The organism is Tistrella arctica, from assembly GCF_039630945.1.
GTDB lineage: Bacteria > Pseudomonadota > Alphaproteobacteria > Tistrellales > Tistrellaceae > Tistrella > Tistrella bauzanensis.
Window position 1 is genome coordinate 485,578 of the sequence record NZ_JBBKTV010000002.1, and the last position, 22,317, is coordinate 507,894.

At 67.0% G+C, this 22,317-nt stretch carries 23 protein-coding genes and 3 pseudogenes; 18 read left to right on the forward strand and 8 right to left on the reverse strand.

Annotated features, from left to right (window positions below; all coding sequences use genetic code 11):
- Positions 1-141: 141 nt before the first annotated feature.
- Together WG924_RS06120 and WG924_RS06125 are read right to left on the reverse strand one after the other, a co-directional pair.
- Positions 142-1,878: a Hint domain-containing protein gene (locus WG924_RS06120; protein ID WP_345932120.1), complete on the reverse strand. Its 1,737-nt coding sequence runs from the start codon at positions 1,876-1,878 to the stop codon at positions 142-144.
- Between the two features lie 292 nt (positions 1,879-2,170).
- Positions 2,171-3,325 (reverse strand): MFS transporter, encoded by a 1,155-nt coding sequence (locus WG924_RS06125; RefSeq protein WP_345932121.1) that lies wholly within the window; start codon positions 3,323-3,325, stop codon positions 2,171-2,173.
- A gap of 440 nt (positions 3,326-3,765) precedes the next feature.
- Here WG924_RS06125 and WG924_RS06130 point away from each other — a divergent pair, with 440 nt between their 5' ends.
- The 10 genes from WG924_RS06130 (at position 3,766) to WG924_RS06175 (ending at position 10,993) form a co-directional block, all read left to right on the forward strand.
- Complete coding sequence (locus WG924_RS06130) at positions 3,766-3,924, forward strand: hypothetical protein (protein WP_345932122.1); 159 nt, start codon at positions 3,766-3,768, stop codon at positions 3,922-3,924.
- A 121-nt stretch (positions 3,925-4,045) separates the two neighbouring features.
- Complete coding sequence (locus tag WG924_RS06135; protein ID WP_345932123.1) at positions 4,046-4,762, forward strand: CmcI family methyltransferase; 717 nt, start codon at positions 4,046-4,048, stop codon at positions 4,760-4,762.
- A 13-nt stretch (positions 4,763-4,775) separates the two neighbouring features.
- The gene (locus tag WG924_RS06140; protein ID WP_345932124.1) at positions 4,776-5,696 is read left to right on the forward strand and encodes a hypothetical protein; all 921 of its coding nucleotides are present in this window, start codon (positions 4,776-4,778) and stop codon (positions 5,694-5,696) included.
- Between the two features lie 69 nt (positions 5,697-5,765).
- Positions 5,766-5,957 (forward strand): hypothetical protein, encoded by a 192-nt coding sequence (locus tag WG924_RS06145; RefSeq protein WP_345932125.1) that lies wholly within the window; start codon positions 5,766-5,768, stop codon positions 5,955-5,957.
- An 89-nt stretch (positions 5,958-6,046) separates the two neighbouring features.
- Positions 6,047-6,319, forward strand: a complete 273-nt coding sequence (locus WG924_RS06150) for a CmcI family methyltransferase (protein ID WP_345932126.1) — start codon at positions 6,047-6,049, stop codon at positions 6,317-6,319.
- Positions 6,320-6,545: 226 nt separating this feature from the next.
- Complete coding sequence (locus WG924_RS06155) at positions 6,546-7,133, forward strand: hypothetical protein (protein ID WP_345932127.1); 588 nt, start codon at positions 6,546-6,548, stop codon at positions 7,131-7,133.
- A gap of 286 nt (positions 7,134-7,419) precedes the next feature.
- Positions 7,420-8,154: a CmcI family methyltransferase gene (locus WG924_RS06160; RefSeq protein WP_345932128.1), complete on the forward strand. Its 735-nt coding sequence runs from the start codon at positions 7,420-7,422 to the stop codon at positions 8,152-8,154.
- Positions 8,151-8,981: a TylF/MycF/NovP-related O-methyltransferase gene (locus WG924_RS06165; protein WP_345932129.1), complete on the forward strand. Its 831-nt coding sequence runs from the start codon at positions 8,151-8,153 to the stop codon at positions 8,979-8,981. Before WG924_RS06160 ends, WG924_RS06165 begins: the two co-directional genes overlap by 4 nt.
- Before the next feature lie 42 nt (positions 8,982-9,023).
- Complete coding sequence (locus WG924_RS06170; RefSeq protein ID WP_345932130.1) at positions 9,024-9,317, forward strand: PqqD family protein; 294 nt, start codon at positions 9,024-9,026, stop codon at positions 9,315-9,317.
- A 14-nt stretch (positions 9,318-9,331) separates the two neighbouring features.
- Positions 9,332-10,993 (forward strand): O-linked N-acetylglucosamine transferase family protein, encoded by a 1,662-nt coding sequence (locus WG924_RS06175; protein WP_345932131.1) that lies wholly within the window; start codon positions 9,332-9,334, stop codon positions 10,991-10,993.
- On the opposite strand, the gene WG924_RS06180 is transcribed toward WG924_RS06175, so the two are convergent.
- Positions 10,897-11,652, reverse strand: a complete 756-nt coding sequence (locus tag WG924_RS06180) for an acetoacetate decarboxylase family protein (RefSeq protein WP_345932132.1) — start codon at positions 11,650-11,652, stop codon at positions 10,897-10,899. The two genes, WG924_RS06175 and WG924_RS06180, sit on opposite strands and share 97 nt — an antisense overlap.
- A 56-nt stretch (positions 11,653-11,708) precedes the next feature.
- Here WG924_RS06180 and WG924_RS06185 point away from each other — a divergent pair.
- Together WG924_RS06185 and WG924_RS06190 are read left to right on the forward strand one after the other, a co-directional pair.
- A pseudogene (locus WG924_RS06185) lies at positions 11,709-11,876 on the forward strand (Lrp/AsnC family transcriptional regulator); the annotation flags it as partial.
- 101 nt (positions 11,877-11,977) lie between these two features.
- Positions 11,978-12,271, forward strand: coding sequence for a YciI family protein (locus WG924_RS06190; protein ID WP_345932133.1), 294 nt, complete (start codon positions 11,978-11,980; stop codon positions 12,269-12,271).
- Between the two features lie 23 nt (positions 12,272-12,294).
- Here the strand turns inward: WG924_RS06190 and WG924_RS06195 are convergent, their stop codons facing one another.
- Both WG924_RS06195 and WG924_RS06200 read right to left on the reverse strand, forming a co-directional pair.
- Complete coding sequence (locus WG924_RS06195) at positions 12,295-12,765, reverse strand: hypothetical protein (RefSeq protein WP_345932134.1); 471 nt, start codon at positions 12,763-12,765, stop codon at positions 12,295-12,297.
- 221 nt (positions 12,766-12,986) lie between these two features.
- Positions 12,987-13,469, reverse strand: a complete 483-nt coding sequence (locus WG924_RS06200; protein ID WP_345932279.1) for a hypothetical protein — start codon at positions 13,467-13,469, stop codon at positions 12,987-12,989.
- Here WG924_RS06200 and WG924_RS06205 point away from each other — a divergent pair.
- The 4 genes and pseudogenes from WG924_RS06205 to WG924_RS28215 all read left to right on the forward strand — a co-directional run.
- Complete coding sequence (locus tag WG924_RS06205; protein WP_345932135.1) at positions 13,431-13,829, forward strand: 4Fe-4S dicluster domain-containing protein; 399 nt, start codon at positions 13,431-13,433, stop codon at positions 13,827-13,829. The genes WG924_RS06200 and WG924_RS06205 overlap by 39 nt on opposite strands.
- A gap of 1 nt (position 13,830) precedes the next feature.
- Positions 13,831-14,196 carry a chaperone NapD gene (locus WG924_RS06210; protein WP_345932136.1) on the forward strand — a complete coding sequence of 122 codons (366 nt, stop codon included), beginning with the start codon at positions 13,831-13,833 and terminating at the stop codon, positions 14,194-14,196.
- A 166-nt stretch (positions 14,197-14,362) separates the two neighbouring features.
- A pseudogene (locus tag WG924_RS06215) lies at positions 14,363-14,608 on the forward strand (hypothetical protein); the annotation flags it as partial.
- A gap of 103 nt (positions 14,609-14,711) precedes the next feature.
- Positions 14,712-15,089, forward strand: a pseudogene (locus WG924_RS28215) (nitrate reductase cytochrome c-type subunit); the annotation flags it as partial.
- A gap of 212 nt (positions 15,090-15,301) precedes the next feature.
- On the opposite strand, the gene WG924_RS06230 reads toward WG924_RS28215, so the two are convergent.
- The 3 genes from WG924_RS06230 to WG924_RS06240 all read right to left on the reverse strand — a co-directional run bounded on the left by WG924_RS06230 (position 15,302) and on the right by WG924_RS06240 (position 19,580).
- A complete protein-coding gene (locus WG924_RS06230; protein WP_345932137.1) occupies positions 15,302-16,723 on the reverse strand; it encodes an amidase in 1,422 nt (473 codons plus the stop codon).
- A 74-nt stretch (positions 16,724-16,797) separates the two neighbouring features.
- A complete protein-coding gene (ggt, locus tag WG924_RS06235) occupies positions 16,798-18,501 on the reverse strand; it encodes a gamma-glutamyltransferase (protein WP_345932138.1) in 1,704 nt (567 codons plus the stop codon).
- A gap of 134 nt (positions 18,502-18,635) precedes the next feature.
- A complete protein-coding gene (locus WG924_RS06240) occupies positions 18,636-19,580 on the reverse strand; it encodes a LysR family transcriptional regulator (RefSeq protein ID WP_345932139.1) in 945 nt (314 codons plus the stop codon).
- 192 nt (positions 19,581-19,772) lie between these two features.
- Here WG924_RS06240 and WG924_RS06245 point away from each other — a divergent pair, with 192 nt between their 5' ends.
- Positions 19,773-21,362: an ABC transporter substrate-binding protein gene (locus WG924_RS06245; protein ID WP_345932140.1), complete on the forward strand. Its 1,590-nt coding sequence runs from the start codon at positions 19,773-19,775 to the stop codon at positions 21,360-21,362.
- A 14-nt stretch (positions 21,363-21,376) separates the two neighbouring features.
- On the forward strand, positions 21,377-22,315 hold the full coding sequence (locus WG924_RS06250) for an ABC transporter permease (protein WP_345932141.1): 939 nt from the start codon (positions 21,377-21,379) through the stop codon (positions 22,313-22,315).
- The last annotated feature ends 2 nt before the right edge of the window (positions 22,316-22,317 follow it).

Sequence of the window (22,317 nt, forward strand, 5' to 3'; positions counted from 1 at the left end):
TGCGGGCGGACGGACAGATGCGGGCGGACGGGCAGATGCGGGCAGGGTCTGTGGGCGCGGGCGGCAGGCCGGGAATGACGCAACCGGAGCCCGGGCGGATGAGGCGCAGGCTCCGGCGTTCAGTGCGTCATCTGGTACCGATCAGTTGGTCAGGCGCTCGAGCAGCGACAGACCGGCGGCCATGCGGCGGCTGTTCAGGATGTCGAGCCGCCATTCGGTGCCCAGACTGTCGAGCGGATCGGCGGTCGTGCCGGCCATGGCCTGCCGGTTCAGCACGCCCTGCATGCGGTTGTCGCCCACCATGATGCCGCCGGCGTCAAAGGCGGTGACGGTGTCGTCATCGATGTCGGTCAGGGCGTCCACACCATCGGGCAGCAGGTCCAGGTTCAGCACCGCGCCGTCATGCGACACGGTTTCCACCAGGGCCAGCGCCACCGGACCGCCGGCGGTCTCGACGATCATGCCGGGCCGCAGATCGGCCGCCGCCATCACACCGGCCGCGGTCGGCACCGGATGGCCGTCGGTCACCAGAACCTCGGCGCCGCAGGCGGTGACCAGCCGGTAGAGCGGCTTGTCTTCATGGCCGCGCCAGATTTCGGCGATGCGCAGGCTGGTGCCGTTGGCCCCGGCCACCCGTTCCCCGGCGCTCAGGCTCTCGATCGGCCGCCGGCCGCCATCGGCCATGCGCACCAGCGTGCCGGTGGCGACGCAGCCCCACACGAACTGCATCGGCGCAACGGTGGCGATGTTGGTGGGGGGTGTGGTCACGCCCTGCGGCACGCTGGTCACACGCACGAAGGTGCTGCCGCCGGGGGTGATGCTGAAGTTCAGCACGAAATCCAGGTCGATGGTGTTGCCCTGGTCCCATGGCGCGCCCTGGAACCAGTCGGGGCCGATATTCCAGCTCACGGCACTGCCCGATCCGTTGCACAGGCCCGGGATCTGATCTTCCGGGAAGGCCAGCGTGGCGCCGTCGCCGGTGCCCGACCGGCGCATCAGCACGCAGGAGCCGTTGAAATTTGGGTTGGCGGCCACGGTATAGCCATTGACCAGTTGGGCCGAGCCGTTGACCTGAAGGCCCACGATCGGCTTCGAGCCGTCGGTGCCGTAATTGTAGTAATAATCGCAGTCACCGACCTGTCCCGGCGTGCGGTTCAGCGCGACCTTGATGTAGTCGCGGTCCGGATGGCTGTCGTGATTGGGGTTCAGAACCGTGATCGACTGAACCGCATTGGCGCCGACGATGGATGCGGTGGCAACCGACATGTCCGCCAGCGTGCCGCCGGCCGGCAGGTACATCGCGGTCAGGGTCGCGGTGACGTTCAGGTCGCCCCCCTCGTCGGGCGCCACGCCGCTGACCTCGATGATCTGGGTGGTGCTGTTGTACTGCTGAGGGATGCTGGAGGATGCGATCTGCGCGCCGGTCGCATCGTCGGTCAGAACCAGATTGGCGGCGATCACCGTGGCGGTGCCGGTCAATGTGACCACGCCCTGGGCGGTCACGACGCGGTTCTCGCGTTCGACACCGATATAGCTGACATTCACCATCGACTGCCATTCGCCGACCGTGGGCTCGTCCATCTCCAGCAGCGTCTGGCGCGGCGGCTTGCCGGTGGCCAGCCGGGTGCGACGGGTGGTCTCGATCAGATGGCGCGCGGTCGGGAAATAGCGTTCCATGAAGTCGTCGCCGCCGAAACGGTCGAGCACGAAGCGCCGGTGAACGTCGTTGGTCATGTCCAGGCTCATGACCCCACGCTTCGTGGCTGCGGCCTGATCCTTCACCGCATGAAACACGGCGTGCTCATCGGCGGTCATCGGCTGAACCACGCGCCCGAAGGCGTCGAACAGCGGGCTTGGCTGCCCCTTCATCGTCGGCATCTTCTGATCCCCTTCCCCATCTCTTCTGATATGTCGGTCTTGTCTTGACCTGAGGGTCGCAAACGGCCGCCCGTGCCGCACCGCAGGGTGCCGCCACGCCATTCATCGCCACTCACGTCTTGGATTATTGCGTGAAAGGGTAGGAGTGTGCCTGTTGGGTGTCAATCGCAGTTCCAAGAAAACCAACAGTCGTTAATCTGTTGCAATCTGGTGTTGTGGTGATGATAGTTTCAACCATAACGTGTATTGCATCGATTGCCGGCGATTGCATTCATGTTCTGGACGGGGGCGTTCAGCGGCGCTCCACCCGGTGCCGGTGGGCGGCCATCGCGGCGCCGGCCAGCGACACCAGACCGAAGCACAGAAAGCTGTTGGCGTAAGACCCGACCAGGCCGTGGAGTGCGGCAAAGCTGGCCGGTCCGATCACCACACCGGCAAAGGTGAAGATCAGCACGCCGCCGGTGATGGTGCCGACCAGCCCTTCGGGGGCGCGGCGGGCGCTTTCGGCCAGCATGATGCCGTTCCAGCCATTGGTGGCATTGCCGATCACGCACAGCAGCGCGATCTGGGCCACAGGCCCGATATCGCCGGCGGCACCGATCAGCAGCGCGCCGGCCCCCGAGATCGCGCCCACCATCGCCAGCACCAGAAAGCCGGCCCGCAGCCGGTCGGCGACGAAGCCCCACAGCACGCGGCCGACCGCGCCGGATGCCTGGACCAGTGCCAGCGCGCTGCCGGCGGCGATCGGCGTCCAGCCCTGTTCCGTCACCAGCATGGCGACGGTGAAGGTCGACAGCGACAATTGCAGCATGGAATACAGCAGACCCAGCAGGCTGAGCGTGCGCAAGGGCGGCAACTTCATGGCCAGCCGCGCGCCCAGGGTCCAGTCCTGGCCGATCCGCGCCTCGGGCATGCGGTCGGCATCCCAGCATGGCCGCAGACGGGCCAGCAGCACGATCAGCAGCAAGGGCGCCAGCGCCGCCAGCCACAGCCCCGCCTGCCACGAGATCAGGGCGGCCAGCGCCGGAAAGCACAGCCCCGCCGCCACCCCGCCCAGCGGCACGCCGGCCTGCTTGATCGAAAACACCGTGTTGCGCCGCGCGGGTGGCGTCACCCGGATCAGAATATGCGATGCGGCCGGATTGTTCAGGCCATAGCCCAGGCCGCACAGTGCCGCCCCCGCCGCCATCAGCGGCAGCAGGCCCGATCCGAAGCACAGCAGCGCCACCACGAAGCTGGCCATGCTGGCCTGCGACATCCGCGCCGCGCCGAATTTGCGCACCATGCCGCCGGCGGTCACCGAGCTGATCGCCGCGGTCAGATAGATCAGGCTGACCTGATATCCGATCAGTTCCGGGTTGACCCCAAGTGCCGCGGCGACCGTCGGCGCCATGGTCGACAGCGCCAGCACGCCGCCGGTCGCGATCATCTGAATGGCCATGGTCATGGCCAGCGCGGTGCCGAAGCCGGGCGGGGCGTGGCGGGGCGGGCATCGGGGGGGCTGGGGGCTGGCGGGGATGGGGCCGGGTGCCGTCGGTATCGGGTCTGTGGTCACGATGATCGGATGCCTGGATGCGGAGGGGCGCGTGCGGCAAATGTACGGACAAATCTCCGTCTCCGTCCATGCACAGCGACGCAATGCAGGCATGCTCGACCAAGCGGGCTGATGCCGTTCGCGCCCGCGACCGGCGGCGGCGACCAGCTACGACCGGTTACGGCTGGCCTGAAATCGCCGCCCGATTAATATATGCTGGATCATGAACGCTTGGATCGAAGGCAACAGGTGAGGGGCTGGTCGCCTTGTTGCCTGTGCTCATGTCGCGTAGCATAGGCCATGCATACCTGCTGTTGGGCATCAGGATCGATTGTCGAAGGGATAGTCACGCCATGCAGAACAACCACGACCGCGCCATTGCGCAGCCGGTCGCCGTCGGGTCGGACATCGACCGTCTGCCCTGGACCGCGCCACGGGCCCAGACCGCCAATCTCCGGACGGCCGAGCTTAATGCCAGCGGCGCGAGCGATGGCATCTGCCAAATTTCCTGAGCGGTGATCTCAACGACGATCAGCGTCGACAGCCTGACGCCACCGCCCTGGCGGCGGTGTCGTTGTGTCCGGACACCGCCTGCGCGTGCTGTCCCATGCCGCCATCACGAGCATGACATCAGTGCCCCATTCAGATGATACCGGCTCAGATGATACCGGCCCGGAGACCTTTTCGGCCGAAGACGAGCAACGCATCATCCGCGATTTCAGACGGCTGATGTTTGATCGCTTCGTCGCGGGCCATGGGACGTTGAAGACCCGCTGGCTTGGCGTCGAGGCGATCAAATATCCCACCGACCTGATGATGTATCAGGAGTTGATCATCCGCCGCCGCCCGGATCTGATCGTCGAGACCGGCACCCATCTGGGTGGCAGCGGCTTGTTTCTGGCCACGATCTGCGACCTGATCGGCCATGGCGAGGTGATCAGCATCGACATCCGCAACGGCCCCGAGCGCGACCTGCCACAGCATCCGCGGCTGCATTTCATTCAGGGCAGTTCGGTCGCGCCCGAAATCGTCGCCATGGTCCAGGCACGCGCCGAGGCGTTGGGGCCATCGCCCGAGGTGATGGTGATGCTCGACAGCGATCACCGGCTGCTGCATGTGCTGGCGGAATTGGAGGCTTACGCGCCTCTGGTGCGTCCCGGCGGCTATCTGATCGCCGAAGACACCCATGTGAAGGACCACCCGAACCTGCCGCAATACGGCCCCGGGCCGGCCGGCGCCGTGGCCTTCTTCCTGGCGCGCCATCCCGATTTCGAGGTCGACGAGACCTGCACCCGGTTCATGATGTCGCAGAATCCCGGCGGCTTTCTGCGCCGGCGGATGCCGGCGTGATTGCGGCCCGACCATGACGGCATATTATCGTATCGCCGGACTGACGGTCCGCTCCGCCCTGCGCCTGCCGGCCATGGCCGCACCGCCCACGGCTCCTGTCGACGTCACGGTCATGGTCGATGATGGCGACCAGGCACCTGTCATCGCCGATGCCGTGGCGCGGGGCCGGAACTGGGCGATGGGGCCATGGGGCCATGGTGTCGGCCGCTGGATGGTGACCGGCGCGACCGGGGGTGTGGTGCATCTGTCGGGAACCGGCGCGATCACGGTCTGGGGCCGCAATCAGGAACAGCGCGACGAGGCCGCCGACTGGGTGGTGTCGGCGGCTTTCGCGGCCGTCCTTCTGGCGCGGGGCCGGCTGCCGCTGCATGCGGCGGCACTCTCGTTCGGCGACAGGGCGCTGATGGTGGCCGGTGTCAGCGGCGCCGGCAAATCCACGCTCGCGGCGGCCCTGGCCGGGGCGGGCGGGGTGGTGATCGCCGATGACCTGAGCGCGCCGGCACCCGGTGCCGATGGCGCGATGATCCTGGAGCCGGTGTTTCCCCGCCTGCGGCTGGCACCGGGGGCTGCCGCGATGTCCGGCCGTTCCGTGGCCCCGACCGTCCTGGCGGACGGCAAGCAGCGTCTGCCGGCCGATGACAGCCTGCGGCCGGGGCCGCGACAGGCGGCGGCGCTGCTGATCATCGATGGCCGGTCGTCGGGCGCCGGCGAGATGGTGCGGATCGCGGCCGCCGACGCTGTCGGGCCGGTGTTGTCGCATATCGTCGGGCGGCAGGTGATGGACCGCTTCGGCACCATGCCCGCCCTCTGGTCCGCCGCGTCGATGCTGTGCCGCAACCTGCCGGTTTACAGCCTGCATCCGCCCGACCGGCTGGATAGCCTGGCGGGTTTTGCCGAAGGTCTCGCGGCGGATCTGGTCGGCAGGTGTATGTGATGTTGCACTTGCTGCGGTCCCCGAAATACGGCTACATGAACCATGTCTGGAGTCGATGTCCGGGCATAGGTGCAACTGATTGCGATGAAGGGGAACACCACCATGCGCGATGAACCGAACCAGACGACGACCTCTCTGGACGCAGCAACCGTCGACGATGCGGCCCGGCTGCCCTGGTCGCCGCCGCATGCCAGGACCGCCAACCTTCGCACGGCGATGTTCAGCGGAGCCGGCGAGCCTGACGGCTGCTTCGGTTCGTGATCGGATACGGCCGCACGTGCTTTGATCATGCGGTGCACGGCGTGCCTGCATGATCCTTCTCAGACAGTAAAGGGCGCGCGGTGCCGGAGGTGTCAGATGATACAGCCACTGACCCGGCGGCAGAGGCGCGGATCATCCGCGACGTTCTCCGGCTGACCTTTCGCCGCTTTACCGAGGGGGGCGGTACCTATCGCAGCCACTGGCTTGGCGTCCCCGCGATCAAGTATCCGACCGACCTGATGATGTATCAGGAACTGATTGTCCGCCGCCGCCCCGATCTGATCGTCGAGACCGGCACCCGGTTCATGATGTTGCAGAATCCCGGCGGCTTTCTGCGCCGGCGCGCGGGGGCCGGCACCTGATGCGGACACATTATCGCATCGGCGGCCTGACGGTGCGGTCGGACCTCGGTCTGCCGGCGCTGCCGATCGCCGCGGCCGCGCGGGCCGACGTCACGGTCACCCTCGATCGGTGCGGTCCACCTGGCGGGGCCGGGGGCGATCACGGCCTGGGGGCAGACGGCGACACAGATCGCGGACGCGGCGAACTGGGTGGTCTCGGCGGCGTTCAGCGCGGTGTTCTCAAGGAATGGGCAGATTGCCCCTGCATGCGGCGACACTTGCGTTCGGCGACCGGGCGGTGATGGTGGCCGGCGATAGCGGGGCGGGAAAATCCACGCTTGCCGCCGTGCTGGCCCTGGCCGGCGGGGTGCCCGTCGCCGATGATCTCAGCGCGCCCGAACCGGGGCCGGACGGCCATCCGGTGGTGGCGCCGGTATTTCCCGGCCTGCGGCTGTCGCCGCCGGCCGCCGGCGCGTTGGGACTGGGTGGCGATCTGTCGTCCCCCGGTGGCGAGGACGGCAAGCGACGTCTGGCGGTCGATCGCCGGCTGCCGCACGGGCCGCGTCGGGTCGCGGCGATCCTGATCATCACCGGCCGCTCGAATGATGGCGAGATATCACCCGTTCCGCCGGGCGACGCTCTGGCGCTGGCGCTGGCGCTGTCGCATCTTGTCGGGAAGTCGGTGACGCGGCACTTTGGCACCATGCCGGCGATTTGGGCGGCGGCCTCGGCTCTGTGCCGAGCGGTGCCGGTGTATGCCTTGCGGCCACCTGAGGGGCTGGATGGCTTGCGGCGCTATGGCGAACAGGTAATCACAATGGCGTGCTTGCGATGACCCGGGAATGCAGCTATACAAAACCGCGCTAAATGCAGCGGATTTGTTGGTTGCATATGTTACCAGGGCAGCAAGGATCGCGACTATGCATGATCATCAGAACATCACAATGACATTGCGGCATGTCTCACCGGCGGATACGGTGCGGTTGCCGTGGTCGGAGCCGCGCGCCAGCACAGCCAACCTTCGCGCGGCGACGCTGAAAACCCAGCCGGGGGACGACGGCGGTTGCGTCCGTTCGTGACCGGTTCCGGGTCATTGATCTTCTGTCAGTAAGGGGGCGGCGGTGCCGGAGGTATCCGATCATCCGGCCATCGACGCCGAGGCGGAAGCGCGGATCATCCGCGACTTCCTTCGGCTGACCTTTCGCCGCTTTACCGAGACCGGCGAGACTTATCGCAGCGAATGGCTCGGCGTCCCTGCGATCAAGTATCCGACCGACCTGATGATGTATCAGGAGCTGATTGTCGCTCGTCGCCCCGATCTGATCGTCGAGACCGGCACCCACCGGGGTGGCAGCGCGCTGTTTCTGGCCACGATCTGCGAGTTGATCGGCCATGGCGCGGTGATCAGCATCGACATCGGCAATACGCCCGACAAGCAGTTGCCGCAGCACCCGAGGCTGCGCTTCGTGGGCGGCAGTTCCACCGATCCCGATATCGTCGCCATGGTCCATGCCCGCGCCGCCGAACTCGGCCAGTCGCGCGACGATGGGGCTGTGGCCGAAGTCATGGTCATTCTCGACAGCGATCACCGGCTTCTGCATGTTTTTGAAGAGCTTGAGACCTATGCACCGCTGATCCGGCCGGGTGGCTATATCATCGCCGAGGACACGCATGTCAACGGTCGGCCCAACTGGCCGGAATACGGTCCCGGCCCTGGCGAGGCGGTGGCGCTGTTCCTGACCCGTCATCCCGAATTCGCCGTGGACGATGCCTGCACGCGCTTCGCCATGACCCTGAATGCGGGCGGCTATCTGCGCCGGCGCGCGCTGGAACCGAACACGGCCGTCGACGAATGACCGATCCCGCCACACGCTATCTGGATCTGTTGAAGTCGGTTCTGCTGAACATGACCGGGCTGGAGGCGGAGTTGCGCATCGCGACACTCGCCCAATGTGCCGCGACCGGCGCCACGCCCGATCCGCTGCTGCTGCGCGACATCCGGATCGCCCAGGCCGACCGCTTCGAGGCCCTGGCCGCCCGCCGGCACGAAGGCCGCCATATCCGTGCCGACCATGCCGGGATGACCGCGGCCTATACCATGGCCGGGCGGCTGCGACTGGATCATCTTCAGACCTGTCTTGAGCGGATCACCGCCGACAACGTGCCCGGTGATCTGCTGGAGGCCGGCATCTGGCGTGGGGGCTGCGGCATCTTCATGCGCGGTTTTCTGGCGGTGCATGGCATCACCGACCGGCTGGTCTGGCTGGCCGACAGTTTCACCGGCGTGCCGCCGCCCAGCCACCCGGTCGATGCCGGTGTGACCCTGTCGGATCAGGCATCGCTGCTGGCGATCGCCCGGCCGCTGGTCGAGGATGCCTTCCGGCGTTTCGATCTGTGGGATGATCGGGTGCGGCTGGTGGAAGGTCTGTTCGCAGATACCCTGCCGGGGTTGCCGGTCGAGCGATTGGCGGTGCTGCGGCTGGATGGCGACCTGTTCACCTCTACCCGCGATGCGCTTCAGGCGCTTTATGACCGGGTGATGCCGGGTGGCTATATCATCATCGACGACTATCATGCGCTCGATAGCTGCCGCTTCGCGACCGACGCCTTCCGCCTGGTGCGCGGGATCACCGATCCGCTGGATCGGGTCGACTGGACCTGTGTTGCCTGGCGCAAATCCTGATCCTCTACCTTTTCCGCCAACCCAGTCCCCCGGATGATACCGATGACCAACCCTATCCTCTCGCCTGCCAGTGTCGTCGCATTGCGGCCCGAGGTGATGGCTGCCGAAATGGATGGCGAGACCGTCATTCTGGAAGCCACCAGCGGCATGTATTCGGCCCTTGGCGCCACCGGCAGCCGCATCGTCGGCATGATCGCCGAGCCGGCGAGCATCGCCGATATCTGCGCGCGGTTGATGACGATCTATGAGGTCGATGCCGAGACCTGCACCCGCGACGTCACCGCCTTCCTCGATCAGTTGAATACCGACGGCTTCCTTGTCGTAACGGCCGGCTGAGGCGCGGGCGGGCGATGTCGCAGGCGGCGGCCCTGCTGGCTGAAGCCATGCGGCTGGCGCAGGCCGGCTTGGGGCCGGATGCGCTGCCGCTGCTGGATCGGGCTGTGGCCATCGATGGCAGCGCGCAGACCCTGCTGGCGCAGGGGCGTGTGCGGTTGCTGATGCGTGATATGGCAGGTGCCGGCTTCAGCCTGGCAGCGGCCCATGATCTGGCGCCCGCCGATCCGGCGATCGCCGCCGAACGTGCCCGGCTCGACATCCAGTGCCGCCGGCCGAGTGCGGCGCTGGCGCTGGTGGATACCGCACTGGCCATGGCCCCGCCAACCGCGCGGCTGCTGCGGGAACGTGGCTCGGCGTTGATGCTGACGGGAGATATCGCCGGCGCCATCGCCAGTTGGCGGGCGGCGCTGGCCATCGATCCGCGCGACTGGCTGACCGCATCGAACATCGCCTATGCGCTGATGATGGACCCAAAGATGACCACGGCCGGGCTGCGCGATGCGCAGCGGCCGTTATTCGCGGGCATGGCGCCTGCCGGGATGGCATCCCCACCCCCCGCGCCGCCGCCATCCGCCGATGGCCGGCTGCATATCGGCTATGTCTCGGCCTGTTTCCACCGCCATGCCTGCGCCCGGGTGTTCGTGCCGATGATCACCCGTCACGATCGCGGGCGGGTGCGGATCACCTGCTATTCGGCCGTGGCCCGCCATGATGTCACGACCGTGCGTCTGCGCTTCGCCGTCGATGGCTGGCGATCGATCGCCGGCATCGACGATGCCGCCGCGGCGGCGATGATCCGCGCCGATGGCGTGCGGGTTCTGGTCGATCTGGATGGCCATCTGGCGCAGAACCGGCTGGGGGTGTTCGCGCATCAGCCGGCTCCCGTGCAGATCTCGGCCTGGGGCTATCTGCCCGGCACCGGCGTGCCCGGCCTCGATCATCTGGTCACCGATCCGGTGCTGATCCCGCAGGACGAGCGGGCGGGGCTGCGTGAAACCGACCGGCCGCTCGATGTCGTCTGCCCCACCCTGGCGGAACCGCTGGCGCCGCCGCCGGATGCCCGGCCGGCGCCGGACACGGCACCCGCCATGGTCCGCCTGGGCTGCCTCGCGCGGATCGAGAAACTGTCCGATCCGCTGCTCGATATCTGGGGGCAGGTGCTGGCGGCGCGCCCGGCAACCGTGCTGGTGCTGCATGACGACATGCTCGACGATCCGGTCTGGCGGCGGCGGCTGGATGGCTGGTGCGACCGCTATTGTCTTGGTCCGGGCCGGGTGGAACGGTTGCGCCGCGATGGCACCGCCTATCTGCCCACCTTGCGCGGCCTGGATATCGCCCTCGATACCTATCCCTATAGCGGCGGGCTGATGACCCTGGATGCCCTGTCACAGGGCGTGCCGGTGGTGACGCTGGCGGGGCACCAGCCCTCGGCGCGCACCACCGCATCGATCCTGTCCTGTCTGGTGGGTGATCCGGCGCTGATCGCGCGCACCGCCGATGGATACCGCGATGCGATCCTGGCCCTGATCGATGCAGGCCCCCGGCGCCACGCCCTGCATCGCGACCTGTTGGCCACCCATCATGCCCGATTGGCCGCGGCGATCGACCAGGCGGCGGCGGGGTTCGAGCGCCATGTGCTGGCGCTGACCGCGGCGAGACCTGGCCCATCCGGGTGAGGAAGGCGTGGACCGCGCCTTCGAGCTGCCGGCTCCGGTTCACCCACCTCGGCACCGGCGCGCCCGCGGGCGCGAAGCTGCCCGACGACCGTCATCACCGGATGATGCCGGACAGGGCGATCAGGCGGGATGGTGCCGGTGACGCTGATCGCCACGGTGCCCAGGCTCACCGTCGCCAGGCCGGTGGGGGCCAGATCCGACAATTCGTCGCCCGCGCTGCCGTCCAGGGTGATCTCGGCTTCCGCCAGACGCCGGTTCCTCACCGCAGGACTGGCCTTCACCGCAAGGCTGGCGCCCATGCGGGTGCCGGCGCGCAGGGGTGCTGGCGCCGGATGGTCCAGGCCATAGGACCGGGTCATCCACACCTGCCCCAGTTTCTTGGGCCAGCCCCGCAGCCAGCCGCGGATCAGCGAGATGTCCTGATCGACATAGATCAACGGGCAGAAATTCACCACCGCGCCGCCGCGCCGCGCCTCGACCAGCAGGATGAATTCCTTGTACTGGGCATAAACCGGATCCAGCAGTTCCGACCCGTCGGTGGTTGCCTGCCAGTCACAGATATGGGCGGTCGCCCGGCCGGTGGGCACGCCGAACCCGCCGGGCAGGGCGCGTCCGGCGGCGGCGGCATGTGGAGGGTCATTGCATGGCGGGAGGGTCATTGCATGGCGGTTGCCGTGCGGCGCGGTCATCGCCTGCAGGGGCAGTCTATGCCGCCATCCGCATTCTCAAGGCCCCGCAGGCCGATGGCCGGTTGAGCAATCAGGATCTGTCGGCGGCCGTGGGGCTGTCGCCGTCGCCCTGCTGGCGGCGGGTGCGGCGGCTTGAGGAACTGGGTGTCATCCGCGGCTACAGCGCGCAACTGGACCGGCGGGCGGTGGGCCTTGCGTGCCAAATCGCGTGCACGGTGGACGCGGTTGCTGCACCATGGCCCGTCTTACCGCCGGTCGCGTCACGTGCCGGTCATCGGGTCCGGGGGATCAGGTCATGTATATTCTGATGCTGACTTACACAGCACCACTCAACGCGGTGGACGCACTTCTGGACAGTCACAAGGCGTGGCTGGCCGAGCATATCGCGAGCGGGGTGTTCGTGCTGGCCGGGCGGCGGGTGCCGCGTAGCGGCGGCTTCATCCTCGCGGTCGGTATCGACCGCGCGCGGCTGGATGCGATCATTGCCGCCGACAGCTTCGTCACCGGCGGGGTCGCCCTCTATGACGTTTATGAAGTAACGCCGACCGTGGCATCGGAGGCGCTGACATCGCTTCTGCCCACGGCGTGATCGCCGGCCCGCGCCGCCACCGGTCAGGGCTGCGTGCGGGCAGCTTCCAAGGTCTTGACCAGAAAATCGGCGAAACCCCGGCTGTGGCGACAGGGTGCGCCGGCGGTCGGGCTGATCCGGCAGATCGCCATACCGTCATGGCGGTCGAAGGCGAAGCAGGACTGGCTGTTGTCGGCGGCGAACACCGCGAAACGGCCGCCATCGTTATCGCCATAGATCTCGTCGAAATCGATCGGGCAGCCGAAGATCATCAGTCGTTCATCGGCGACCGGCCCGGCGCCGACCTCACTCAGGAAGCGCAGATAGTCGGTCGGCAGATCATCGCGGCACAGGCTCAGCAGTTCGGCCGCCGACAGCCGGTTCATCCGGTCCAGCAGCCCGCAATCCCGCCATGCGGGGATATGCTCGTCCAGTGTCGCGATTGTGGCCACATCAGCCAGATCGTCCGGCTGGCGCGCGTCGGGCACGGTCATCGCAGGGGCAATCGGTGTCACGGCGGCTGCATCCTTGGCTCGTGCCCTTCATACGGCCTTCCCGGTATGGGCCGGCGGCAAGGACACGATCTCGTCTGTCACCCGAAATGGTATTCCAACTGCACGTCATCGACTGATGATCTTCCCGTGTCATAGATGAGATACAAAATATTCGGAACGGAGTATTCTGAAAATTGCGGAATAATTTGTGGTCACGGGTATAAAATCTTGATCTGGTCATGTCAGCGATCAGTAACCGGCCTCGGGGCACGATGCGCGGCGCCCTGCGTGAAGGCGTCGTCGACGGTGTCACCCGACAGCGTGTTCAGCCGCCGGGCGAGATCCTGGTCGTCGTCATCCAGCGTCTGCGGCCCGGTGGACTCGTGGGGTGGTGCCGTATCCAATGCCCCGATAATCCGGGGCAGGCGCTCGCGCAGCGTGGCGGCAAAGGCCCCGACGGACAGATCATCCGCGCGCGCCGCGGCCTGTCCGGCTATCTCCATCGGACCGCGCATGCGCTGGTCGAACTGGTGCAGCAGGGTCGTCTCATAGGCGACCGGCCCCTGGCTGGGTATGTCGGCGCCCAGAAGCGGCGCGGGGGCGGACAGGCCGGTCGCCAGCGCGGCAGCCGCCGCCACATGCATACAGATGCGCGGATAGATACGCACTGACGCGCCGGGTGGAGCATGAAACGTCGCGGCGTCCTCGATCGGGTGGCGCTTCAACGCGCTGAACGCCGTCTCTGTCGGCCGTGTTCCCAGAAATATTCCCGGTCAAAAAATATTGCTATTACTGATGGGGTTCTGCCGCGCGATGGGGTTCTGCCGCGTCATCTGGCGCCATGGAACCCGGTGCCTGCCATCGGGGATGGCTGCCTGGCCGCCGGTGGCACCTATTGCCGCAGTTGCGGCGATGCCTGTCCGGAGGGGGCGATCCGGTTTGCGGTGCAATTGGGGGGCATCGCGATCGCCGGGATATCAGACACCGATCGCACCGGCTGCGGGGCCTGCGTATCCACCTGCCCGGTCGGGGCGGCGCGGGTGGCGGCACCGGCCCGGTCGGCGAGCGCGCGCACGGAGAGATGACATGCCGGAGATGCCGGACGGATTTCACATCGCGAGCCTGCTGGTGCAGCGTGCCCCCCGGCATGCCGGGGATGTGCGGGCGGCGATCGCCGGGATGCCGGGGGCGGAGATCCAGATCGAGGAGGGGGCGAAGCTCGTGGTGCCGGTGGAGGCGGCGAGGGCCGGCGCCATCGCCGATATGGTCACCGCGATCCAGCTTCTTCCGGGCGTGATGAGAAGGAACCAGATGATGCAGACCAGCGGCGGAGAACTCTCCCGGCGTGACTTCATCAAGAGCCAGGCGGTCGCGGCGGCGGCGGTCGCTGCCGGTATCTCCCACCGGCTTCGGCGCAGGCGCCGCTGCCGGTGGGAGAGGCCGCCCGCCTGAACTGGGCGACGGCGCCCTGCCGTTCCTGCGGCACGGGCTGTGGCGGTGCTGTCAACCTTTCGAACATCGCACCTTCGATCTGGCCGACACGCCGATGGTGTTCCGCCCCGGCACCGATCTGGTGATTCTGAATTATATCGCCAATCACATCATCACCACCGGCCGGGTGAACCACGATTTTGTCGACGCGGCCCGCGCCGGCCGGTGGTCGACGGCAAGGAGACCTTGTGGCGGTATCGCGAGGGTTTCATGCATCCCGACGATGCCCGCGCGCGGGCCGCGCCGGGGCAGCGAGGTGGAGGTGACCTCGCGGCGTGGCGGCATCCGCATCCGGGTCGAAACCCGTGGAAGCGACCGCCCGCCCCGCGGTGTGGTGTTCGTGCCCTGGTTCGACAGCGCGCGGCTGATCAACAAGGCGACGTTGGACGCCACCGACCCGATCAGCAAGCAGGCCGATTTCAAGAAATGCGCTGTCAAGGTTACGGCGGTGTCAGCCTGGCAGACCGGCGATGTCGATGAAAACGCTCGCCGCAGGCGCGGTCACCCTGGCCGTGCTCGGCTTTGCCGCCCTGCCCACGGCCCAGGATCGGGGTGCCGTGCAGGCGCCATTCCGCCCGCCGGTCAGCTTCACGGCCGAACCGGCGGCGCCACCGATCGCAAAAGAGATCGTCGACGACCGTCGGCGGGGTCGGAACTGTCCCGAACAGCCGCCGGTCATTCCGCACGACATCGTGGGATATCAGCTCACGCTGAACAACAACCGGGGCCGTGCGATGAAGCTTCCGGGTTTTCTGTTGCGGGCGTGGCGCACCATGTCGCGGCCCGCGGGGCAGTTGAGCCTTGGCTTCCTCACCCTCGGCGGCTTCGTCGCCGGCGTGATCTTCTGGGGCGGGTTCAACACCGCGCTTGAGGTCACCATCCGCGAGGCGTTCTGTATCGACTGCCACAAGGGCATCGCCCATCGGCTGCCCGACATGCGCGGCGTGCCGCCGGGATGGACCGAGGCCACCGCCTTCAACGACCTGACCATGATCACGCCGCCACACGCGACCCCCCCTGCGGCAATAGCGCCGATGCCGGCCCGGGCGCGAGCCCGGGCGCCACATCAGCCGCGGCGCGGATCGATCGGCGTCAGCCGGCCCAGATCGATCGCGCGTTCGAAGGCGGCGGCGGCCTTCAGCAAGGCATGTTCGCCGCGCGGGCGGCCGACGATCTGCACGCCCACCGGCAGGCCGGCGGCGGTGAAGCCACAGGGCACCGAGATGGCCGGGCAGCCGGTCAGCGTGATGGCGAAGGTGATCGCGATCCAGTCGATATAGCGTTCGAACACATGGCCTTCATGGCTGCCGACCGTGGTCCATTCCACGGGGAAGGGCGGCACCACCGTGGTCGGGCAGATCAGCAGATCATAGGTCTCGAAGAAGCTGGCGACACGGGCATAGAGCGCCGCGCGGTCACGTTCGGCATCGGCGATCGCATCGGCATCGTGTTTGCGCGCGGTTTCCACACTCCACAGAATTTCCGGGGTCAGCAGGTCGCGATGGGCCTCGATCAGCTTGCCCATGCCGGCGATATGGCCGGTGCCGCGGATGGTGTGGAAAATCTCGATCGCGCCCCCGAAATCGGGGCAACCCTCGTCGACATCAGCCCCCATGCCTTCGAACACCCGGCCGGCGGCGCGGATCAGCCCGGCGATTTCGCTGTCGCAATGGGTGATGCCAAGATCGGTCGAGACCCCGACGCGCAAGCGGCCGGCATCCTCGTCCAGCCCCGCCTGATAGCTCGGGCCCGCCGGCGGAAACGACAACGGGTCGCCGGGCTGGTGGCCGACCATGGCATCCAGCATCAGGGCGGTATCGGCGACATTGCGCGCCATCGGCCCGTGCACCGGCAGCAGGGTCGATGAATAGGTGGTCGGGCCGCGCGGCACCAGACCGGGCGAGGGCCTGAGGCCGACCACGCCGCAGAACGCGGCGGGTGCCCGGATGCTGGCGCCCAGATCCGAACCGGTTGCCAGCCACACCTCGCCGGTCGCCAGCGCCGCCGCCGACCCGCCCGACGACCCGGCGGTCGACAGCGCCAGATTCCAGGGATTGCGGGTATAGCCGAACAACTGGCTGTAGGTGGTGGCGTTGAAGCCGAATTCGGGCGAGGTCGACTTGCCGACCGGCAGCGCGCCATTGGCGATCAGGTTGCGCACGTCATAGCCGGATGTCGTGGCGACCCGGTCCTTGAAGATCGGCGAGCCGCCCATGGTGGTGCGCACGCCCGCGACATCGCTGAGGTCTTTGACCGCGATCGGCAGGCCGGCCAGCCAGCCGGCCGGGTTGCGGGCCTGCCCGGCATCGAGCCGTGTTGCCATCTCGCGGGCAAGATCGAAGCAGCGGATCGGCATGGCGTTGATGTCGCCGTCGACCGCGTCGGTGCGGGCTTCGGCGGCATCGATCAGCTCCAGCGGCGAAATCTCGCCCTGACGCAGCAGGCGGACGGCGTCCACCGCCGAAATAGAGACAAGATCCTGGGGCACGATAGGTCTCCGTGGTGACGCGGTCGGGGGGGCTTCGCGGTGACGCGGTCGGGGGGGGCTCCGCGGTGGCGCGGTCAGGATGCGGTGCTGCGGCGATAATCGGGCCAGAACTGGGTGCCGGCGCGGGCCTCGCCGCCGCCGATGCCGACCGGCGTGCCGTCGGCGCGCCAGCAGGCGGCGCCGGTCATCGCGCCATCGGCGGCAAAGCTGATCGCGCACATTCCGCCGGCCACGTGTTCCACGGCCTTGACCGGGTGGCCCATGGCGGCCACCGCGTCGCGCACCGCCAGTGGCACGGCCTGTTCGATCTCGGCATCCTGGCCCTGGGTCCAGACCCGTGGCGCCTCGACCGCGTCCTGAAGGCTCATGCCATGGTCGATCAGGTTCACCACCGCCTGCATGGCCGATCCATAAAGCCTGGGACCACCGGGCAGGCCCAGCGCGTGGACCGGCCGGCCGTCGCGGCAGATGATCAGCGGCGCCTGGGTGCTGGTGATCCGCTTGCCCGGCTCCAGCGACAGCGCATGGCCCGGATGCGGGTCGAACAGATACATGTAATTGTTGGGGATGATGCCGGTGCCGGGGATGATCAGCCGGGCGCCGAACAGGCTGTTGATGGTCTGGGTCGAGGTCACGATATTGCCGTCGCCATCGGCGATGGTGACATGGGTGGTGTTGGCGCTTTCGGTGGAAATCACCCGGGCGGGAAACACATTGGCCCGGTCGGGCAGGATCTCCGCACGCCGTTGGTCGCCATAGGCTTTCGAGATCAGCCGCTCCACCGGCACATCGACATAATCCGGATCGGCGGTGGAGGCACGGCGGTCGGATGCCGCGATCTTCAGCACTTCCAGCAGCAGATGAATGCCCGGTGCGGTGCCGAAACCGGTGCCGGCGACGTCGAAGCCTTCCAGCAGGTTCAGCATCTGCACGATATGCACGCCGCCCGAACAGGGCGGCGGCGTGCCGACGATCTCCCAGCCGCGATAATCACCATGAACCGTCTGGCGCTCGATTGTGCGATAATCGCACAGATCCTGGAACCGTAGATGCGATCCGGCGCGGCCAAGCGCACCCGCCACGCGGGCGCCCAGTTCGCCGCCATACAGCACATCCGGCCCGTCGCGGGCGATCAGCCGCAGCGTGTCGGCATAAGCGCCCTGGCGGACCATGTCACCGGGCTTGAGCGGCGTGCCGCCGGGGGTGAAGATCGCCGAAATCTCAGGGTCGCGCACCAGATCTTCGGCCACGCCCTCGATGCAGTTGCACAGATATGGCGTCGCCCTGAAGCCGCGCGCGGCGTGGCGGATCGCCGCTTCGGTGACGGTTGCAAGGTCCAGGCGGCCAAAACGCTCCAGCGTCTCGCACCAGGCCTTCAGATTGCCCGGCACCGCCACGGCGCTGGCGCCGACCGCATTGGCCCGGCCTTCCGTCTCCATGTAATCGGGCCAGGTGTCCGAGATCGGGCGATAGCTATCGGGTGCCGCCGCGGCCGGCGCGGTCGCCAGCCCGTCGATCACCGTCTGACGGCCATCCGCCAGCCGGATCAGCGCGGTGCCGCCGCCGAAGATACCCACCATCATCGGCTCCACCACCGACAGGGTGAACAGCGCGGCGATGGTCGCGTCGATCGCATTGCCGCCGCCGGCCAGCATCTCCACCGCCGCCGCCGAGGCCAGCGGGTGGTTGGTCACCACCATGCCGCGATGGCCGGTGGCGGGGGTTTTCTCGCAGGCGAAATCCGTGCCGGCGACCTGTCGCCACGCGGTCTGTGCCATCTGTCATGCCTCCATGCCGGCACCCGTTATGGTGCATTCGCGGGAATGCGTCGGGCGTCTTTGGCGGATGTCACGATAGCATGGCCGATTCTGACCGACCTATTTGGACTTGAACATCATTCCTCAAGAAAGCGTTATGAATGCGCGGTGTCGGCGCGTGACCGGCCTGCCGGCCGCCTGCCCGCCTGTTCCCGGCAGATCCGGTCCAGCGCGTCGAGGGCGGCCAGGGTCGCCGGCGTTTTCACCCGACCGGCCCGCATGATCGTGCCGATGCTGCGCACCGCCGGCGGATCGATGATCGGCCGGAGGATCACCCCGTCGAGGTTGAGGCTGCCCAGCGCCAGTTCCGGCAGGATGGTGAAGCCGATGCCGGCCTGCACCAGACTGACCGCCGTGGCCATATAGGTCACCTCGCTGACCACGTTCAGCGCCAGACCGCTTTCGCGCGCCGCCCGGTCGACATGGTGATGCAGGCTGGTGTTGTCGACGAAACAGACATAGGGCCGGGTGATCAACTGCCGCCAGCTGAGGTCGGTGGCGCCGGTGGCCAGACTGTCGCCCATCGGGAACAGCCCGACCAGCCGGTCATGGACCATGGGCGTGAAGCGGATCTCGTCATCGGCGCCCAGGCTGATGCCGAAGCCGAAATCGGCCTCGCCCGTCGACACGCTCTCGATCAGCGGCGCCGCCAGCCGTTCCAGGATCGACACCGTCAGCCCCGGATGGTCGCGGGCCAGCGCCTGCACCACCTTGGGCACGAAGGTCGATGCGGTGGATGGCAGCACCGCGATCGTCACCTTGCCCCGGCGGCGCAGGCGCAGATCGTCGAGATCGCGGCAGGCATTGTCCAGGTCGGCCAGGATCTTTTCCACCCGCAGCGCGAAATCATGGCCGGCCGGGGTCAGCGCCAGCCGCCGCGTGGTGCGGTCGAACAGCTTCATGCCGACCTCGTCCTCAAGCTGCCGGATGATCAGCGAATAGCCGGGCTGGGTGAGGTTGATGGCGCGCGCGGCTTCCGAGAACGACACGGCGCGCGCGCCGGCCGTGAATGCCCTGAGTTGCCGGAGAGTCAGATTCATAACGATATCCGTATGAATGATGTCATTTTTCAAAATTAATCCTCAGAAACCGGCGTGGTACAAGGATTTGTTGCTGAATTTCGGATGCGGAGCCGATCAGACGGCATCACGACGAGGCGAAGACAAATATCGCCCGAGAAAAATTATCCCCCAGGGTAGCTCACATCGACGGAACGCACAGGGAGTCCGTATATGAAAATCACTGCTGGATTGACAGGGATCGTCACGGCGATCGGCATTCTGACCGCCATCGGCGCGCCGGTCCCGGCGCAGGCCGCGGACAGCACCACCTTGAAGGTGGTCGGCCACGCCGCGCTGAAGATGCTGGACCCGATCACCACCACCGCCTACATCACCCGCAACCATGGCTATTTCATCTACGACACCCTGTTTGCGGTGGATGCGAATTTCGAGCCGCAGCCGCAGATGGTGCGCGACTGGACGGTCAGCGATGATGGCATGACCTGGACCTTCACCCTGCGCGACGGCCTCACCTTCCACGACGGCACCCCGGTGACCGCCGAGGATTGTGTGGCATCCGTGCGCCGCTGGGCCGAACGCGACCTGACCGGCATCCGGATGATGAAGGCCGCGGAAAGCTTCGAGGCGGTCGACGACAAGACCTTCCGCCTGGTGCTGGCCCAGCCCTTCGGCGCGGTGATCGACGGTCTGGCCAAGCCCAGCTCGCTGGTGCCGTTCATCATGCCGAAGCGGATTGCCGACACGCCGTCGACCGAGCAGATCAAGGAGTATATCGGCTCCGGCCCGTTCCGCTTCGTCGCCGATGAATTCCAGCCGGGGGTGAAGGCGGTCTATGTCCGCAACGAGACTTATGTGCCGCGCAGCGAACCGGCTTCCGGTCTTGCCGGCGGCAAGGTCGCCAAGGTCGACCGGGTCGAGTATCTGAGCGTCCCCGACCAGCAGACCGCGGCCAATGCGCTCACCAAGGGCGAGGTCGACATCCTTGAGAACATCTATGCCGACACGGTCGGTCAGTTGACCGGCGTCGAGGGCGTGGTGATCCAGAAGCTGCGCTCCAGCAACGTGCCGACCATGCGGCTCAACTGGCTTCAGCCGCCCTTCGACAATGTGAAGGTGCGCCAGGCCGTGCTGCACGCGGTGTCGCAGACCGATTTTATGGATGCCCAGATCGGCGATCCCGACCTCTACACCATCTGCGGTGCCATGTTCGGCTGCGACACGCCGCTCGCCACCGAGGATGGCGCGGTTCAGACCAAGGTGACGCCCGATCTCGACGCGGCGAAGGCGCTGTTGAAAGAGGGCGGCTATGACGGCCAGAAAGTCGTGGTGCTGCACCCCACCGATCTCGCCTCGCTGTCGGCGGTGGCGCCGATGACCGTGCAGGCGCTGCGCCAGATCGGCATGACTGTCGAGATGCAGTCGATGGACTGGGCGACTTTCCTGCAGCGGCGCAACAAGAAGGATCCGGTCGATCAGGGCGGCTGGAGCGTCGCCTATGGCAGTTGGAACATGCTCGACCTGACCTCGCCGATCTCGAACCTCAATCTCGACACCCGCGGGCCCGACGGCTATGTCGGCTGGTCGAGCGACGAGACCCTGTCGGCGCTGAAGGATCAGTTCGCGGCGGCCTCCGATCCTGCCGAAAAGAAGACCCTGGCCGCGCAGATCCAGAAGCGGGCCTATGAGCTGGTGTTCTACATTCCGCTTGGCACCTATGCCAATGTCTCGGCGCACCGCGCGGGCGTCGACGATCTGATCGACGCCCCGGTTCAGGTCTATTGGGGCCTGGGCAAGAACTGAGCGGAGGACATCTGATGCTGCGCCTGATCGCAATCCGGCTGGCGATGTCCGTGCCGGTGGTTCTGGTGGTGGTGACGCTGGTCTTCCTTCTGGTAAGGCTGACCGGCGACCCCGCCACCGTGCTCGCCGGCGACATGGCGAGCCCCGAGGTGATTGCCGCGATCACGGCGCAGCTCGGTCTCGACAAGCCGCTTCTTCATCAATACGGCATCTGGATTCTGGAATTGCTGCGCGGCGATTTCGGGGTGTCGATCGCCTCGAACCAGAGTGTGATCGGCGAGATTGCCGGCCGGCTGGAACCGACGCTGGTGCTGGCGGTCAGCTCCATCCTGCTGACGGTCGTGGTGGCGGTGCCGATGGGCGTCATCGCCGCCCGCCGGCACAATTCCTGGACCGACCGGCTGCTGATGCTGTTCTCGGTCGCGGGTTTCTCGATCCCCAGTTTCGTGCTCGGCTATCTGTTCATCATCTGCTTCGCCCTGTGGCTGGATGTCCTGCCGGTGCAGGGCTATGTCAGCCCGTTCGACGATCCGGTCGGCGCATTGCGCCATCTGGCCCTGCCGACGCTGACGCTGTCGGTGTTCTTCATGTCGCTGATCGCCCGGGTGGCGCGGGCCAGCATCCTGGAGATTCTGGGCGAGGATTTCATCCGCACCGCCCGCGCCAAGGGTGTGCCGGAACGGGTGATCCTGTGGAAGCACGCCCTGCGCAATGCCGCCGTGCCGATCGTCACGGTCATCGGCATCGGCATCGGCATGCTGATCAGCGGCGTGGTGGTGACGGAAAGCGTGTTCAACCTGCCGGGTGTCGGCCGGCTGACCATCGATGCCATCCTGGCCCGCGACTATCCGGTGGTGCAGGGGGTGATCATCTTCTTCTCGCTGGCCTATGTCTCGATCAACCTGTTGATCGACATTGCCTATATCGTCATCGATCCGCGGATCCGCTACTGACC